A 17,942-nucleotide genomic window follows, 5' to 3' on the forward strand; every position below is an offset into this window, starting at 1 on the left:
AATACCCCATTTGTTTGGAGAGGCATCCGCTCGACTCCTACGGGATTAGCGAGAAAGACGAGACCCCACAGGAGCATAGCGACGAGGAGGCTCGGCGCTCGCCCCGTGGAAAGCGAGCGGTAAGCCTCGGAGAACAGAACGGAAACCCTTACTTCCTAATTAGCTACTTATTTTCCTGTTTTTTGAAACTTAACTTGATGACATTGCGCCACTAACCCTCTCAACTAGCCTTATGTTCCAGCCTTAATTTATCTGCAACCATTGCAATGAATTCACTATTTGTAGGTTTTGCTTTTGACATAGATACTGTATAGCCAAACAAAGAAGAGATGCTGTCGATATTGCCGCGACTCCAAGCAACTTCAATGGCATGGCGGATGGCACGTTCGACACGGCTTGCTGTTGTATTGTATTTTTTAGCGATATCCGGATACAATACTTTCGTGATCGATCCTAATAATTCAATATCATTATATACCATGGAAATAGCTTCTCTTAAATATAAATAACCTTTAATATGAGCAGGCACTCCTATTTCATGAATAATGCTTGTAATGCTTGCATCAAGATTTCGCGGTTTTGATTCTTGCTGCTGCGGTCTGTAAGATGGTTGACTTTTTCTTATAAATCCGTTTGATTTTCCGCTTACTTGACGGATATGACTTGCTAAATAATCCATATCAAATGGTTTTAGAATAAAATAGGATGCACCAAGCTCAACCGCTTTTTTCGTTACGTCTTCTTGGCCAAATGCTGTTAACATAATAACATTCGGAATACTGGCTAATTTCATCTCTCTCATTCTTTCCAATACTGCTAACCCGTCAAGATGAGGCATAATAATATCCAAAACCATCACATCTGGTTCAATCTGTTCAATCAACTCTAAGCATTCCTGGCCATTGTGCGCAACTCCTACAACTTCCATGTCGTCTTGAGAATCTATATATTCTTCTAATAATCCAACTAATTCTCTATTATCATCAACAACACATACTTTTATTTTTTTCAATTATAATTTCCTCCCTCAGTCCATCGTCACTTTTTTTTAAAAGGTAAGATAGTATAAAATTTTTCAATTTAGATGAGTGTTTAGCTACGACGTACAGGACGTACAAGTGCCGGCGTTGCCACAGGACGTGGCGTACTTAGTCGATTTTCCTCTGTGGGTATTTAGCCGGCCGGCGCCTAGCCCCTTTGAAAGATAACCTCTTGCCTCTAAGAGTTAAAAACACTTTTTGAGGCAAGAGAACATTTTTCCTCGGGGCTGATTAAGGCGTCTGTGCTTTTCTTTATTCTAATTGACAATTTCGACAAAGTAACTAAAATTCCTTTGCGTTTATTAAAATTTCTTGAAAAATTTAGAAAATCATTATTTTTCCCTTATTTTCTATTGTTTTCGACCTCATTCGATCATTTCATCTTTCTTCATAATCGTTTTTGTCGAATAATCTTTACGAGTATATTTTTATACTTTATTTCTATACAATATGCGAATAAAATACAACAATAACTTATAAAATATATTGTCATAAAAAAATTATGGCGAAATGATGAATAATTTCTTGTTGAAAAATAGATTCTTACGTTATTATAAGAGTTGGACTTTAATCACTATTTTTGTTTTAAATAATTATTTTTTACTTATATAGAAAGGATTTTTTTATGGAAAATGTTACAAGAGAACTTCAGCCTAGACGTAAAGTGCTGTGGCAGCTGACAAGGCCCCATACTTTAACCGCTTCCTTTATTCCTGTTTTAATTGGAACCGTATTAGCTATGCAATATGAACCGATTAATATAAGCATATTTCTAGCTATGTTATTTGCTTGTTTGTTTATTCAAATCGCCACAAACTTGTTTAATGAATATTATGATTTTATCAGGGGTTTAGATACAGTTGATTCAGTAGGTATTGGTGGAGCGATTGTTCGCCATGGGATGAAGCCCAGAACCGTATTACAATATGCACTGATGTTATATGGTGTCTCCTTATTGCTTGGCATTTATATATGTATAAGCAGCAGCTGGTGGATTGCCCTCGTTGGACTTTTCGGAATGGCTATCGGTTATTTATATACAGGAGGGCCGCTGCCAATTGCCTATACCCCTTTTGGTGAATTATTTTCAGGTGTTTGTATGGGATCTATATTTGTTTTAGTATCATTTTATATTCAAACAAATATGATTAATATACAAAGTATGCTTATTTCTGTACCGATTGCGTTTTTAGTTGGTTCCATAAACTTAGCTAATAACATTCGAGATATCGATGAAGATATTTTAGGTGGACGCAAAACAATTGCCATTTTGATTGGTTATGACAAAGCAGTCACTTTATTAGCTGTCCTTTTTGCCTTATCCTATATTTGGATTATTGCCCTAATTTTATTTGGTCTCTTTAGTCCTTGGGTACTGATTGTGTTATGCAGCATTAAAAAGCCAATTCAAGCTATTATCGGTTTTAAAGGAGACCGCAGTCAAACACCTGTTGCAATGAAATCCACTGCATTAACGAACACATTATTTGGTTTTTTTCTATCCATCGGGTTGATACTCCAATACTTGACTTTATAAAAACGGTATTAAAAAAGGTAAAAAGTGCTGGTATTCAGCATTTTTTACCTTTTTTATTGTGTTAAAGCTAATTGTTGATTTTGATACTTTGTTGATTGGAGCGGAAAGCGTGAGACTCCTGCGGGAAAAGCGAGTCAAAGGGAGAGCCCACAAGCGCACAGCGCCGAGGAGGCTCCCGGACTGCCAATGCCTCTCGCTGCAATCAACAGGCAAGTTTAACACAGCCATGATTTAAGAGGCTTTCTGCTTTCCATTTTCGTAAATATTAATGCCTGCTTCATTTAACATCCATTCAATATGAACGCCATATCCACTCGTTGGATCATTAACAAATACATGTGTAACAGCTCCAATTACTTTGCCGTCTTGAATGATCGGACTTCCACTCATTCCTTGCACGATTCCGCCAGTTTTTTTCAATAATTCTTTATCAGTTACTTTAATAACTAATCCTTTTGTTGCAGGGAATTTCTGCGGAATAGAACTAACTACTTCAATATCAAATAACTTTACTTGATCATTATCCACTACAGTTAATATTTGTGCTGGACCTTCTTTCACCTGATCTGCTAAAGTAATCGGCATTGGAGTATCCATTATGCCATTAGACATTTCTTTATTTAGTTCGCCAAAAATCCCGAAAGGACTATTTGTCGTAATATTCCCAATCACTTCTTTATCTGAGGAAAAACGGGCTAATTTTTCACCTGGGTTTCCACTGCTTCCTTTTTCAATGCTTGTTACAGTAGAACGTACAATCTCTCCGTCATCTACTACAATTGGTTTTTTCGTATCCATATCGGAAATAACATGTCCTAAAGCTCCATATTTTTTTGTTTCTGGATGATAAAACGTCATAGTTCCAATACCTGCAGCTGAATCCCGAATATATAATCCTAATTTATAGGAATTTTCACCTTTTTCTTTTAAAGGTAAAAGTTTTGTTTTTATTTGTTTATTATCTCTAATAATCGTTAAATTTAATGCATCTCCTGAATTTCCTGCACTTTGTACAAATGGAGCAACATCTGACATTTTTTCGATTTCTTTTCCATTGATTTCAGTAATCAAATCGCCTACTTTAATCCCTGCTTTATCTCCTGGGGATTCTTTGCCTTCTTCTGTATTCACTTGATGATGACCTACAACTAATACGCCAACTGTATTTAGTTTTACACCGATGGACTGTCCACCAGGGATTACTTTAAAATCTTTTAATACATTCACATCCACTTTTTTTATCGGAATGCCTGCAAGCTCTAATACCATTTCATTTTTGCCATTTTCTTCACCATGTAAAGAAAAGATATGTTCATCCTGACTTAAAGCTATAACAGAATTGTCATCTGTTAACTGCGCTGTAGCAGGAATTGCAGACATAGAGATTTCTGCATTCTGCCCTTCAAAAAGAGTGATGCTTTTTGGTATATGAAGATATGCTCGAAAGGAATTACTAAAACATAAAGAAATTAATGAAACAAGGAGAATTCCACCAATTATTTTTCTAAGGAAGTCTTTTTTCAAACCACTCACTCTCCTCGCTTCTTGTTCACCATGATTATTGGCTACATATATAACTTTGCCTTCATGAAGATCAATTATTACTTGAAAAACTATAAAAAACCTACCCACTTTGGATAGTAATAGAAATTTTTTAAATGGGATATATCTGAAACATCTTCAAACCAAAGTTTGTTTATTTATACCAATTCATTATTTCCAAAAAATGAATAAAACATAAAAATTGATTCAAAATAAAAATGAAATACATCAAAAATAAATAATAAAAACCTCTGATTTACAGAGGTTTTTATTATTTATTCTTTATTCTTAGCTTTTTGCGCTAATTTTAACAGCTCTTTTGCATGCTTTTTTGTTAATTCCGTTATTTCTGCTCCCGAAATCATCCGTGCAATTTCTTTCACTTTATCATGTTTTGATAATGGACAAACAGTTGTCGAGGTTCTGCCATCCTGAATGTTTTTTGCAATAAATAAATGCGTATCAGCTATTGCAGCTACTTGGGGCAAATGCGAGATGCAAAGTACTTGTGAATCGAAAGAAACATTCGCAATTTTTTCAGCAATCGCTTGAGCCACTCTACCGCTTACCCCTGTATCCACTTCATCAAAAATTATCGATGTAATGCCTTGGTGCTTGGAAAAAATGCTTTTTAACGCGAGCATCATTCTCGATAATTCTCCGCCTGATACAATTTTTGATAAAGGTTTTAATGGTTCACCTGGGTTTGTGGAAATATAAAATTCTACTTCATCTACACCATTTTTTGTTATATTGTCTTCAGCTGATATAAACCTTACTTCAAAAACAGTTTTTTCCATATATAGCTCTTTTAATTCTTTATGAATATCATCTGTCAACCGCTCTGCTGCTTGTTTTCGCAATGAGGTTAACTCATTTGCTTGCACGATTAAATCTTTATGGATGCTTGCTAGTTCTTTTTCTAGTTTCTCTATATGTGTTTCTTTATTTTGTAATGTCTCTAGCTCTTCTTCTATTTTTGCCGCATATTGCACAATCTCGTCTACCGTTTTTCCATATTTTCGCTTTAGCATGTTTATTTCATTTAAACGGGTTTCTATTTGATTTAAACGCTCTGGATCATATTCTAGAAAATCTAAGCTGCTGCGGAGTTTACTGGCAACATCTTCTAACAGATAATAGCTGTTAGACACCGATTCAGCCATCTCTTTATATTCTGTATCTAAACTAGCAGCTTCTTCTAAGTGCCCCATTACTTCGCCAATCCAGTCTAATCCTTTTTGATCTCCTTTTAACGCAGTGTAGCCCGTTTGAATGCTATCAAAAATACGTTCAAAGTTTAACAGCCTTTTTCTTTCTTCCAGTAGTTCTTCATCTTCATTTTTTTGCAAATTCGCATTTATAATCTCACTATGTTGAAATTGCAATAAATCCAATCGTTGAGCCATTTGCTGTTCATTTTCCGTTAAATTCAACAGCTTTTTATTTGTTTGATTATAAGAACGATATATATGTTCATACTTTTTAAACACTGGTGATATAACTTCCATTGCAAATGTATCTAATAGCGCTAGATGCTTTGTTTCATCCATCAGTTCTTGATGTTCATGCTGACCATGAATATCAATTAAGCTTGAGCCGATTTCCCGTAATATGGATATAGTAATCAGCTTCCCATTAATTCTACAAACACTTTTTCCGGATATAGAAATATCTCTTCTTAATATAATAGTACCTTCTTCAATATCAATTCCACATTCCTGCAGCTTGCGAAAACAGGGATGTCCCTCATCGATATAAAATAACCCTTCAATCTCTGCTTTATCTTCTCCATGACGAACAAATTCATAAGAACCTCTTCCTCCTACTAAAAGATTAATGGCATCGATGATAATCGATTTTCCTGCACCAGTTTCTCCTGTTAGCACCGTTAATCCTTTAGTAAAAGAAATAGCCAGACTTTCAATTATTGCAAAATTTTTAATGGATAATTCACTTAACAAAAGATGTCACCTCTTTTAAAGCATATCAAGAAAACGATTTGTTATCGTTTTTCCGTCCTCTGTCGTTCTGCAAATGATTAAACATGTATCATCTCCACAAATCGTCCCTAAAATTTCATCCCAGTCTAAATTATCAATTAAAGCCCCAATAGCTTGTGCATTTCCTGGAAGGGACTTTAATACTAATAAATTTTCTGCTGAATCTATTTTTACAAAAGAGTCCACCATGATTCTTTTCAGCTTTTGCAGCGGATTAAATCGTTGATCTGCAGGCAAACTGTATTTGTATCTTCCATCTATCAACGGGACTTTTACTAAATGTAATTCTTTAATATCCCTGGATACGGTCGCTTGTGTTACATTAAAGCCTGCATTCTTTAACTCATCCACTAATTCATCTTGTGTTTCTATTTCATTATTTGTTATGATTTCACGTATTTTTATATGCCTCTGGCCTTTATTCATTCTTTTCACCCTTTAATAATAATTGCACTGTTGTTTTTTGCTCTACCTTTATTTCGCTGTTTTTTGACAAAAATCCTCTTTATTCTTTTCATTGTATATTTATTAATGAATATTATACATGTTTTTTCATTTAATTTTATGTATTGCAAAAAGGAATAAGTAAAAGCTTATTCCTCAGAGTGTCGAAAAAGTAAGACTACAAACTTTCAGGCTGATTGAAAACGTTTGTCTATCGAGGAACGACCCTTTTTGAGGAGCGGCGGCTAACAGGATGTTGGTCAGAACGACGTTGCAACAGGACGTTGCGAATTTAGTCGTTCATCCTCTTTTACCGGGTAATGAGCACCGCAAAAAACGGGGAGTGACAAAGAGAGCGAACGTTTTTCAACAGCCTGAGGAATAAGTAAAAGCTTATTCCTCAGAGTGTCAATAAAGCTTATTCTTCTTCTTTTTCCTTTTTAGATTTCAATTCTTCATGCGCTTGATCAACCGTTTCTTTAATAGGGTATGTCTTTTCCTGTACGGCCATCGACTGCTCGGCATCCCAATGCAAATGAAGCAAAAACTCAATATTTCCATCTCCGCCTGTTATAGGAGAAAATGACATATTTTTCACTTCATATCCTTCATTTACTGCAAAATCAATTATTTTTTCTAATACTGCTTCATGTACTTTACGGTCTCTCACAATGCCTTTTTTGCCAACTTGTTCACGGCCAGCCTCAAACTGTGGTTTTACAAGGGCAATGACATCACTTTTAGGCACTAGAAGTGTCTTTAATACGGGCAGTATTAATTTTAATGAAATAAAGGAAACATCAATGGACGCAATATTTGGCATTTCTCCTGCTAAGTCGGCAGGTGTAACATATCTGAAGTTTGTTCTTTCCATTACATGAACCCGTTCATCCTGTCTTAACTTCCATGCAAGCTGGTTATAGCCGACATCAACCGCATAAGACATTTTCGCTCCATTTTGCAAGGCGCAATCGGTGAATCCACCTGTGGAAGAACCGATATCAAGCAGTACTTTATTTTCCATATTTACATCAAATACTTGAAGTGCTTTTTCTAGTTTTAATCCGCCTCGGCTAACATATTTTAACGCTTTTCCTTTTACTGTTAAGGTTACATCACTGCTGATTTTTTCCCCTGGCTTATCTAATCTTGTTTCTTGACAATAAACAATGCCAGCCATAATCGCTCTTTTTGCTTTTTCCCTTGTTTCAAATAATCCTTGTTCTACTAATAAAACATCTACACGTTCTTTCTTCATCCTGTTTTTATGCCCTTTTTTGTTTTTTTCTTGCAATAGTTGCAATTCTTTTTACTACTTCTTCTGTATTAAAGTTGATTTCATTTAAAAGGGAAGTTACATCTCCATGTTCAATAAATTCATCTGGAATTCCCATTCGATCAATCACACTAGAAACAAATCCTTGCTCATGTGCAAATTCTAATACATAACTTCCAAATCCACCTTGAAGAACCGCTTCTTCAATCGTTAAGATTGGCATTTGCATGTTTAATAATTCAAACAGCATTTTTTCATCCAACGGTTTAATAAATCTTGCATTGATTATTTTTACAGATACCCCTTGCTTTTCTAACATGCTGCTCGCCTGCAAGGCCATTTCAATGGTTGTGCCGAATGTTAAAATAGCTGCATCTGTTCCCTCTTTTACTACTTCCCATGATCCGATTGGAATGGTTTTTAATGTTTTATCCATTTTAACACCTAACCCGTTGCCTCGAGGAAAACGCATCGCAATGGGACCATCATTATATTGAATAGCGGTATGAACCATATGCTGACCTTCGTTTTCATCCTTTGGCATCATCAACACTAAATTAGGCATATGACGTAAAAAGGCAATATCATAAACACCTTGATGTGTTTCTCCATCAGCGCCGACTAAACCAGCTCGATCAATGCCAATAAACACATTTAATTTTTGGCGACAAACATCATGAAGCACTTGATCATAAGCTCTTTGAAGGAAAGTAGAATAAATCGCCAAAAACGGCTTCATTTTCTGTGTTGCAAGACCGGCAGCCAAAGTTACAGCATGCTGTTCGGCAATTCCGACATCCAACATACGGTCTGGGAACTCTTTCGCAAAGCTTTCTAATTTTGACCCGACAGGCATAGCAGGTGTTATCGCAACAATTCTTTCATCTTTACGCGCTAATCGCAATACAGTATCACTTACCAACTTACTCCAAGCTATCGGTGGATTAATCGGTTTAATTAAATCACCTGTTTCAATTTTATAAGGCCCTGTTCCATGCCATGTACCAATTTTATCTTTTTCAGCAGGAGAAAAACCTTTTCCTTTTTTGGTAAGAACATGCAATAATACCGGTCCTTCTGTTTTTTTCGCATAATTTAATTGTTCAATTAAGTCTTCATAATTATGTCCATCTACTGGCCCCAAATACGTAAAACCTAATTCTTCAAAAAACACACCTGAAACAAGTAAATACTTTAAACTGTCTTTTATTCTTTCTGCTGTTGCTGCAAGCTTGCCGCCGACAGCCGGTATTTTTTTCATAAGCATTTCTAATTCATCTTTTACCCATTGGTATTTGCCAGCTGTTCTTAATCTGCCTAAAACTTGATGCAGTGCTCCTACATTTGGAGCAATCGACATTTCATTATCATTTAAGATGACAATCATATTCTTTTTTTCATCGCCAATATGGTTCAATGCTTCTAGTGCCATTCCACCTGTTAACGCACCATCCCCAATAATTGGAATAATATAAGAATCTTCTTTTTTTAAATCTCTGGCAACTGCCATGCCCATTGCAGCAGATAAGGAAGTAGAGCTATGGCCAGTTTCCCATACATCATGTTCACTTTCATTCATTTTAGGGAATCCAGATAAGCCTTTATATTGTCGCAGCGTATTAAAATCTTTTGCACGTCCAGTTAATATTTTATGCACATAAGATTGATGGCCTACATCCCAAATCATTTTATCTTTTGGACTATCAAAACATTTATGCAAAGCAATCGTCAGTTCAACAACGCCCAGATTTGGACCAATATGTCCTCCAGTCTCTGACAGCTGATTGATTAAAAAATGACGAATATCTTCACTTAGTTCTTCCAGCTCCTCAATCGATAATGTTTTTAAAAAAGATGGATTCTTTATAGACAATAAATCCATTTTTAACAACTCACTTTCCTCTTGTAATAAAGCGTCCATATATCATGTTCATAGTACGTCTTCAAAAAGGTAACAAATTAACAGTACGCCAACAAAGAGTTTCGCCACTTATCATTTGGTGCCTTTTTGAATATCCTCTTATACAGGATCTATTTATTAATAACTTCCCTTTTGTTATTTCAATTAATTATTCGTCCTTTAACAATACCGCATTTTTAACTTGAATCCTAATTTTACTACACTAAATATGTATTATACCATTGTATTCACCTAACAGTAAGTCATTTCCTATGAATCAAAAGAAAAAGAAAGGAACTGGAACGTACTCAGGCTGGAATGTTCTATTTATATTTTTTCGACACTCTGTGTACAGTAATGTACTATTCTTTATTTTAGTTGTTTTTAAACAGATATATGAAGAAAATATAACGCCTACAAAAAAAGATGATCAGCTTAGTTGTTCAACACTATTGCTTCTTTACAAAAATCTCTCCGCAAACAAACGAATGAATCGCTTTTTGTGGAGAGATTTTTTCCTTGTATCTGTATATATGATTTGACATCCTCCCCCACCTAAAATCTTAACGTTTTTTGAGGAAGGGGATTCCAAAGGGATTTCACTGCGTTACAAACCGTCAGTGCCTTTGGTGTTACCGTTACTTCCTCCCATTCCGCACGTTGTTTCCAACAACAAAGAACGGTAGGGAATCATCAGTTAGGTGTACAGCTCAGTCAGGAGCCTTGTAAAGGACATTAAATCCTTTACAGCGGTTTTAAGCCGCAGTTATATCTTTTGATGGTCGTGTAGAAATAACAAAACTTGCATTGACATCTGCATTTTGTTTATGTCCACACGAACATGTATACAAAGAGCCTCGACGGTTCTTTTTTTGTGTATGTCCACATATGGAGCATTCTTGACTCGTTTTGTACGGATCTACTTTTTGCACTTCCAGCTCGGCTAATTGTGCTTTGTAGATAAGTTTTGTTTCTAAGTCAAAGAATGCCCAGGAATGAATATTTCTGTCGCTTTTTTTCCAATATTTTTTCATAGAACGAATAGAAGAGAGGTCTTCGATTTTAATGATAGAAGCACCACAATCTTTAGCAAACTGAACTATTTTCTTTGAGATGACATGATTCCAGTATTGAATGATACGTTGTTCTTTATTTTCTAATCGTTTCAACGCTTTCGTATTTTTCGCTTTTTGTAATTTTCTGCGAAGTTTAAAAAACTTCGTACGAATATGACCAACCTGTTTTCCGTTAAAATGAATATACTGACTTGTTTCCCTATCTCCGGCTACCGCAATATATTTTAGTCCTCTATCAACCCCAATAGATTTTGTACCTGTAGACTTTTTCTCTAATTCAAACGAAAGTGCAAAAGAAAAATACCATTTTCCTTTCTTATTGAACAATTGTCCGTTTCCCTTTTTTAATTTGGAGATATTATCATAGGATGTTTGAAAGAATGAAGAGTTTTTGTCCATTTCTCCCGTCAAAAGAAAACCAATCCAAAAAAGAGTATACGCATTGGTCTTTAAAGGAACGTATTTATCTATTGTAAGATTTCCCTTCTCCATTGTAGGAATTCCCAACTTAAGATAACCATTATCCTGTCTTAACCTCCAATTCTGGTTATTAAATAGAATGGATATTCTTCTGCGAAAAGAAGGAAAGCCTTTCGTTTTCTTATTCTTTTTCCAGTCTTCGTATCGACTAAGTGCCAGTTTTCTAGCTTCTTGAATGAGGGTAGAAGGAAGTTCAATAGGAGCTAATCTTTTATCTAATTCCGACTTTGTTACTGCAGGATTTTCTTTTTTGTATTGAATAGCTATATTACAAGCTTCCGAAAAGTTTTGTCGCATCATTTCATACATCTTTTCTTTCACTTTTGTTGGTTGAAACAAGGGCAGTTTAATCGTAATGGTTGGCATTTGTTTCACCTCCTTCTTTTGATAAGAATATTTTACCAAAACAAGAACAAGCGTTCCAGTTATATCTTCTTTTAAACAAAAAAAAGAAGGCGATTCATCTCCCACCTACTCTCTTCGTTCCTTGAGGAAGGAGTCTTCTCGCTCAACTATGATAAATAATTAATTATTACGACGTGCAACTAAATCAGTAATCGCATCTAACAAGTCTGTTTCCAGCGTAAGCTCTTTTAAAATATTTTTCGCTTTCTCAATATGGATTTCCAGCTCTTTTTTTGCCCCTGTCAACGTTAATAACGCAGGATACGTACTTTTTTGATTATTTTCATCACTGCCAACAGGTTTACCGATAAGTTCTTCATCGCCTTCAAGATCTAAAATATCATCTCTTATTTGAAAAGCCAACCCTAGATGGTGAGCAAAATCAGTTAACTTCTCTATTTGCTTATTATCCGCTTTACAAAGAATCGCACCTGTTATGACGCTTGCGATCAATAATTTTCCTGTTTTATGTATATGAATATATTCTAATTCTTGTTGGTTAAGCTTTTTCTCTTCGCCTTCCATGTCTGCCACTTGTCCGCCAACCATACCTTCAGGACCGGCAGCTTTTGAAATAACCTCTATCACCTTTAATTTAACATCTGCAGAAATAGAGTCATCTTGCATTTGCGCTATTAATTGAAAGCTATAAGTTAAAAGCGCATCTCCAGATAAGATAGCCATTGCTTCTCCAAATACTTTATGATTTGTCGGCATCCCTCTTCGTAAATCATCATCATCCATACTTGGCAAATCATCATGGATAAGGGAATACGTATGAATCATTTCTAACGCTGCAGCAGGAAAAATTCCTTTTTCAGGATTTTCTCCAAAAGCATTCATGGTGGCGAATAATAATAATGGACGAATGCGCTTTCCACCAGCACTAAGTGAATAATGCATGGATTCTTTTATAATAGATGGTGCTGAAAGTTTATCTACACTTTCTTTTAACAGTTTTTCTAACAATGTTTTATATTTTGCTGCAAAAGAGTCCAAGGAAATAGGCTGCAAAATATTATTCCTCCTCTGACATGGAAAAAATCTCTTTTTGTCCGTTTTCCAGCATAATTTCAGCAAGCTGTTCTTCTACATTTTTCAGTTTATCGTGACAAAATTTTGAAAGTTCCATCCCTTTTTTATATGTATTTATTGCTTCCTCTAATGGTACATCTCCTTCTTCTAGTTTATCTACTATTTTTTCTAATTCATCCATTGCTTCTTCAAACGAAAGCGTTGTTTTTTCTGCCACTATTAATCACTCCTTTATAGATATAACCTTTGCATCTACCGAACCATCCGCTAGCTTTACTTCTATCGTATCATTTTCCTTTACTTGGTGAACGCTACTAATTAATGTCCCACCTTTTAAATAAGCGACATTATATCCCCTTTCCATAATTTTCAAAGGGCTTAACGCATCCATCGTTCCAATCATGGACTGAAATGCTTGTTGTTTTTGCTGATAAATAAGCGCGATATTTCTTTTTAGATTCTTTTCTAATAAGGCTAAGTCTTTTTCCGCTTTATTTACTAATTCATGTGGATGATTTCGCTCCAACTGTTTTGTCAACTGATTTAATTTGTCTGTTTTTGACTCGGATAATTTGTTTATATGACGCAACAGCTGCTCCTTTTGCTTATCTAACTGCTCCATCTTTTGTTCAAACAACACTTTTGGATATCGAAATGCATAAGATTTTTTCAAACGATTTAATCGTATTCGTCGATGTTCTATTTTTTCTTTCATTGCCCGTATTAATCTTGTTTTTCTTATCATAATTCGTTCTAGCACATCTTCTAAATTAGGTACAGCTAATTCTGCAGCACCCGTTGGTGTTGGAGCACGTAAATCTGCGACAAAATCTGCAATCGTAAAATCTGTTTCATGACCAACTGCTGAAATAATGGGAATGGCAGAAGTATAAATCTCTCTTGCAACCGCTTCTTCATTAAAAGCCCAAAGTTCCTCAATCGAGCCGCCACCTCTACCAACAATTAATACATCAATAGACGGTTCTTGCATTAAATTTGCTTTTGTAATGGCATTTACGATGGAAGGGGCTGCTGTATCTCCTTGTACGAGGGCAGGGAATAGAATGACTTTTGCTATCGGATACCTTCTTTTAATTGTGGTGAGAATATCACGAATAGCTGCGCCGGTTGGTGACGTAATCACACCAATTGTTTTTGGGTATTTAGGAATGGATTTCTTGTAGTCTGGTGAAAATAAACCTTCTTGTTCTAATTTTGCTTTAAGTTGTTCATATGCTAAATATAAATCACCAATACCATCTGGTTTCATTTCTTCTACATACATTTGATATTGCCCACTAGGCTCATAAACGGTAACACTTGCCTTTATTAATACTTTCATGCCGTTTTCCGGCATAAATTTCATCGCTTGGTTATTTCGCGCAAACATAATAGCCAATATTCTTGCTTTATCGTCTTTTAATGTAAAGTACATATGCCCACTGCTATGTTGTTTAAAGTTGGATAGTTCTCCTTTTACATATACATGATGCAAATGAGGATCTGCATCAAATTTTCTTTTTATGTATTTCGTTAAAGCTTGTACAGATAAATACTTTGACTCCATCGTAATACTACTCCTTGTTCAGGATTAGAAAGGAACAATGGATAGCCCCATTATTCCCTTCTCTAAACCAGACCGAAAAACTATTGATTTTGTTTCATTTTGGATAATACGCCATTAATAAATTTGCTGGATTTATCGTCTCCGTACAGCTTGGCAATTTCTATTGCTTCATCAATTACGACGTTTGCCGGGACATCCTCTGCATTATATAATAGTTCAAAAGTCGCTAATCTTAATATATTTCTATCTACATTTGCGATTCTTTCTATCGTCCAATTTTCTAAATATTTTTTTATTGTTTCATCGATTTTATGCTGGTGCTCGATAACGCCATCTACAAGTTTTACTAAGTAAGCATCTCTTTTTTCCCCTTCTAAAACATGTTGAATGGCTTCTTCTTTTTCTGTTTTACTAAGGTCGATTTGAAATAATGCTTGTAATGCTTTTTCTCTTGCCGTTCTTCTTTTCATTTATTGTCTTAAGCTCCTTTAAAATCTTCACAGTTTATAATAACTATCATACAGCAGGAAGTCTGTAAACTGCTTTTCTATACATTTCACAAAGAAATCTCTAGCTATGTCATTTGCTTTTATAAACGCTCTTTTCGTATAGATTGTTGTTATTTAACCAGTGCTTCAGCCATGTTTATTATTTTATTCAAAAACAACAAACTTTTAGAATACATCCTTTATAAAAAAATAATAGCATAAATAAGAAGAAACTTCTATGTACTCTCTTTCCTTTTTCCTATGAAAAAGAAGGCAGATAATGTTCAAAAAAACAAAAGACTGACTCATGGAAAAAAGGCTCCTTTGTGTTTCACCAAACAGCTAATATGCTGTTTGGTGAAACATATGCCTATCCCCGAGCAGTCTTTTCAATAAATTTATTAAATTTCCTGATCATATTCTGATTCAGTTGCTTTTGCTGTTTCAAACTGAATTCCGACAACATGAATATTTACTTCTTCCGCAACTAAAGCTGTCATATTAATGAGTGTTTGACGAATATTATCTTGAATTTGTTGGGCAACTTGTGGAATGGATACACCAAAATTCAATACGCAGTACACATCCACTTTAATGCCTTCTTCTGTTAATTCTACTTTCACACCTTTGTTATGAAGTTTTTTTCCTAATTTCTCTACCACACCAGCTGCAAAATTGCCTCGCATTTGCGCAACGCCTTCTACTTCTGATGCAGCAATTCCTGCTATTACTTCAATTACTTCTGGTGCAATTTCTACTTTGCCCAAACCATCATGTTCTTGATTCATTTCTAGAATAGTCGTTTCTGTCATCATAAATTCCTCCTTCTATTCCTCTGATTTCATCAAATCATACATCTCTAAAAATTTTGTGTTGAAATTACCTTCCACAAACTTTTCATGATTAAGGAGCTTCAAATGAAATGGAATGGTTGTGTGAACACCTTCAATTACAAATTCACTAAGAGCCCGTTTCATACGAGATATAGCTTCTTCTCTTGTACTTCCATACGTGATAACCTTTGCGATCATACTATCATAGTATGGAGGAATAGAATAACCTGGATATGCTGCCGAATCGATTCGAACCCCTAAACCTCCTGGTGGAAGATACATATTGATTTTTCCTGGTGAAGGCATAAAGTTTTTCGCAGGATTTTCCGCATTTATTCGACATTCAATTGCCCAACCAGTAAATGTAACATCCTTTTGTGTTATTTCCATTGGTTTTCCTGATGCAACTAGTATTTGTTGTTTTATCAAATCAATACCAGTAACCATCTCTGTAACTGGGTGTTCTACTTGAATCCGCGTATTCATTTCCATAAAATAGAATTCTTGCTGACGATAATCATAAATAAATTCTACTGTACCTGCACCAGTGTAATTAACCGCTGCCGCAGCTTTTACTGCAGCTTCTCCCATTTTACTACGCATTTCTTCAGTAATAACAGGTGATGGCGTTTCTTCTAATAACTTTTGCAGCCTTCTTTGAATAGAGCAATCTCTCTCACCTAAATGTATAACATGGCCATAGTTATCTGCAAGAACTTGCACTTCGACATGACGAAAATCTTCAATAAATTTCTCTAGATAAACACCTGCATTTCCAAATGCAGTAAGCGCTTCTTGTTGTGTTATTTTAATCCCTTTAACAAGCTCTTCTTCTGTTTTTGCCACACGGATTCCTTTTCCGCCGCCCCCAGCAGTTGCTTTAATGATAACAGGATAGCCAATTTTTTGCGCTAATGCCATTCCTTCTTCTATATCTTGAATAATTCCTTGTGATCCAGGTACAATTGGCACGCCCGCTTCTCTCATCGTTTCTCTAGCAATATCTTTTGTTCCCATTTTATTGATTGCTTCTGGACTTGGACCAACAAATGTAATATTACAGTCTCTGCATAATTCAGCAAAGTCAGCATTTTCTGCCAAAAATCCGTAACCTGGATGTATAGCATCACTGCCTGTTAACGTTGCTACGCTTATTATGTTAGTAAAATTCAAATAGCTGTCTTTCGATGCAGTAGGTCCAATACAGTATGCTTCATCTGCAATTTGGACATGCAGTGATTCTTTATCAGCTTGTGAGTAGACAGCGACGGTTTCTATATTTAGTTCACGACATGCTCTTATAATACGAACAGCAATTTCCCCTCTGTTTGCAATTAACAGTTTTTTAATCATTGGTTAATCCTCTCTTTATTAAGCCTTTACTAAAAATAATGGTTCTCCATACTCAACAAGTTCCCCATCTTTAACAAGAATTTCGACAATTTCACCGTCAACTTCTGCAGTGATTTCATTAAATAATTTCATCGCTTCCACTATACATACAACAGAATCTTTATTGACTTTATCGCCTACTTTTACATATGCATCGGTATCAGGCGAAGAAGACTGATAAAAAGTCCCTACCATCGGAGATGTGATTTTATGTAAGTTTTCATCAGATGGTGCAGCAGCTTTTTCTGTGGATGCTGGTGCAGTCTCCACTGCTTGTGGACTTGGTGCTTGCGTTTGTGTGCTAGTACTTTGTACTGGTGCAGCCATTACCACTTGCCCATTATTTTTTTTAATTTCAATCTTCATTCCACCTTGCTCATACGAAAAATCATTAATTGTAGATTCATCTATCACTTTTATTAATTCTTTTATGTCTTGTATTTTAAACATTATCAAAAACACTCCTTAAATCATTTCATTTATGACTAGATACTAATATCATACGATAAGACCTTATTACAGTTCAACATTCTTCTTGCACGAATAGGCGTATTCCTTTTTTTCTGACTTTTCTGGTTATGTATCGTATCTTTTATGTCTGCCCTTCTATCATACCATTTTCCCTTTAAAATAACTAACTGTTGCTTATAAGAAAAGCGCAGGCGTCTTGCTCAGCCCCGAAGAAAAATGTTCTCTTGACTCAAAAAGTGTTTTTTACTTTTAGAGGCATGGGGTTATTTTTCACAAGAGCTAGGCGCTGGAGCTAGACACTAAACTAGGTTCGAAATTTTATACTTTCTTATCTTATAAGAGAAGCGCAAGCGCCTTGACCAGCCCCGAAGAAAAAGTTTTTCTTGGCTCAAAAAGTGTCTTTTACTTTTAGAGACAAGAGGTTATCTTTCAAAGGGGCTAGGCGCTGGAGGT

The 17,942-nt window shown here is 35.4% G+C and carries 15 protein-coding genes; 1 reads left to right on the top strand and 14 read right to left on the bottom strand.

The genetic code is table 11. The annotated features are described in order from the left end of the window. Nucleotides 1-220 precede the first annotated feature (220 nt). Nucleotides 221-1,012, bottom strand: a complete 792-nt coding sequence (gene spo0A, locus ACTXGU_RS03375) for a sporulation transcription factor Spo0A (protein WP_443480085.1) — start codon at nt 1,010-1,012, stop codon at nt 221-223. A 653-nt stretch (nt 1,013-1,665) separates the two neighbouring features. On the opposite strand from spo0A, the gene ACTXGU_RS03380 reads away from it, so the two are divergent. Beyond that, nucleotides 1,666-2,577: a 1,4-dihydroxy-2-naphthoate polyprenyltransferase gene (locus ACTXGU_RS03380; protein ID WP_443480086.1), complete on the top strand. Its 912-nt coding sequence runs from the start codon at nt 1,666-1,668 to the stop codon at nt 2,575-2,577. A 231-nt stretch (nt 2,578-2,808) separates the two neighbouring features. Here ACTXGU_RS03380 and spoIVB read toward each other — a convergent pair whose 3' ends face one another. From spoIVB to accB, 13 genes are all read right to left on the bottom strand, one after another. Next, entirely contained in the window at nt 2,809-4,101 is a 1,293-nt protein-coding gene (spoIVB, locus tag ACTXGU_RS03385) for a SpoIVB peptidase (protein ID WP_443480087.1), read from the bottom strand. A gap of 293 nt (nt 4,102-4,394) precedes the next feature. Beyond that, nucleotides 4,395-6,083, bottom strand: coding sequence for a DNA repair protein RecN (gene recN, locus ACTXGU_RS03390; RefSeq protein WP_443480088.1), 1,689 nt, complete (start codon nt 6,081-6,083; stop codon nt 4,395-4,397). A 15-nt stretch (nt 6,084-6,098) separates the two neighbouring features. Further along, nucleotides 6,099-6,548 (bottom strand): transcriptional regulator AhrC/ArgR, encoded by a 450-nt coding sequence (gene ahrC, locus ACTXGU_RS03395; RefSeq protein ID WP_443480089.1) that lies wholly within the window; start codon nt 6,546-6,548, stop codon nt 6,099-6,101. A 436-nt stretch (nt 6,549-6,984) separates the two neighbouring features. Beyond that, nucleotides 6,985-7,824: a TlyA family RNA methyltransferase gene (locus ACTXGU_RS03400; RefSeq protein ID WP_443480090.1), complete on the bottom strand. Its 840-nt coding sequence runs from the start codon at nt 7,822-7,824 to the stop codon at nt 6,985-6,987. 7 nt (nt 7,825-7,831) lie between these two features. After that, entirely contained in the window at nt 7,832-9,724 is a 1,893-nt protein-coding gene (gene dxs / locus ACTXGU_RS03405; protein ID WP_443480169.1) for a 1-deoxy-D-xylulose-5-phosphate synthase, read from the bottom strand. Nucleotides 9,725-10,497: 773 nt separating this feature from the next. Beyond that, nucleotides 10,498-11,769 carry an RNA-guided endonuclease InsQ/TnpB family protein gene (locus ACTXGU_RS03410; RefSeq protein WP_443480091.1) on the bottom strand — a complete coding sequence of 424 codons (1,272 nt, stop codon included), beginning with the start codon at nt 11,767-11,769 and terminating at the stop codon, nt 10,498-10,500. Nucleotides 11,770-11,823: 54 nt separating this feature from the next. Continuing rightward, the gene (locus ACTXGU_RS03415; protein ID WP_443480092.1) at nt 11,824-12,717 is read right to left on the bottom strand and encodes a polyprenyl synthetase family protein; all 894 of its coding nucleotides are present in this window, start codon (nt 12,715-12,717) and stop codon (nt 11,824-11,826) included. A 4-nt stretch (nt 12,718-12,721) separates the two neighbouring features. Continuing rightward, complete coding sequence (xseB, locus tag ACTXGU_RS03420; protein WP_443480093.1) at nt 12,722-12,955, bottom strand: exodeoxyribonuclease VII small subunit; 234 nt, start codon at nt 12,953-12,955, stop codon at nt 12,722-12,724. Nucleotides 12,956-12,961: 6 nt separating this feature from the next. Beyond that, nucleotides 12,962-14,305 carry an exodeoxyribonuclease VII large subunit gene (xseA, locus tag ACTXGU_RS03425; protein ID WP_443480094.1) on the bottom strand — a complete coding sequence of 448 codons (1,344 nt, stop codon included), beginning with the start codon at nt 14,303-14,305 and terminating at the stop codon, nt 12,962-12,964. 80 nt (nt 14,306-14,385) lie between these two features. Next, nucleotides 14,386-14,775, bottom strand: coding sequence for a transcription antitermination factor NusB (gene nusB / locus ACTXGU_RS03430; protein ID WP_443480095.1), 390 nt, complete (start codon nt 14,773-14,775; stop codon nt 14,386-14,388). A 419-nt stretch (nt 14,776-15,194) separates the two neighbouring features. Next, nucleotides 15,195-15,605: an Asp23/Gls24 family envelope stress response protein gene (locus ACTXGU_RS03435; RefSeq protein WP_443480170.1), complete on the bottom strand. Its 411-nt coding sequence runs from the start codon at nt 15,603-15,605 to the stop codon at nt 15,195-15,197. 15 nt (nt 15,606-15,620) lie between these two features. Beyond that, entirely contained in the window at nt 15,621-16,979 is a 1,359-nt protein-coding gene (accC, locus tag ACTXGU_RS03440; protein ID WP_443480096.1) for an acetyl-CoA carboxylase biotin carboxylase subunit, read from the bottom strand. Nucleotides 16,980-16,997: 18 nt separating this feature from the next. Then, nucleotides 16,998-17,468: an acetyl-CoA carboxylase biotin carboxyl carrier protein gene (accB, locus tag ACTXGU_RS03445; RefSeq protein WP_443480097.1), complete on the bottom strand. Its 471-nt coding sequence runs from the start codon at nt 17,466-17,468 to the stop codon at nt 16,998-17,000. Between the last annotated feature and the right edge of the window lie 474 nt (nt 17,469-17,942).

Source organism: Niallia sp. 01092 (assembly GCF_052318935.1).
Lineage (GTDB): Bacteria > Bacillota > Bacilli > Bacillales > Cytobacillaceae > Niallia.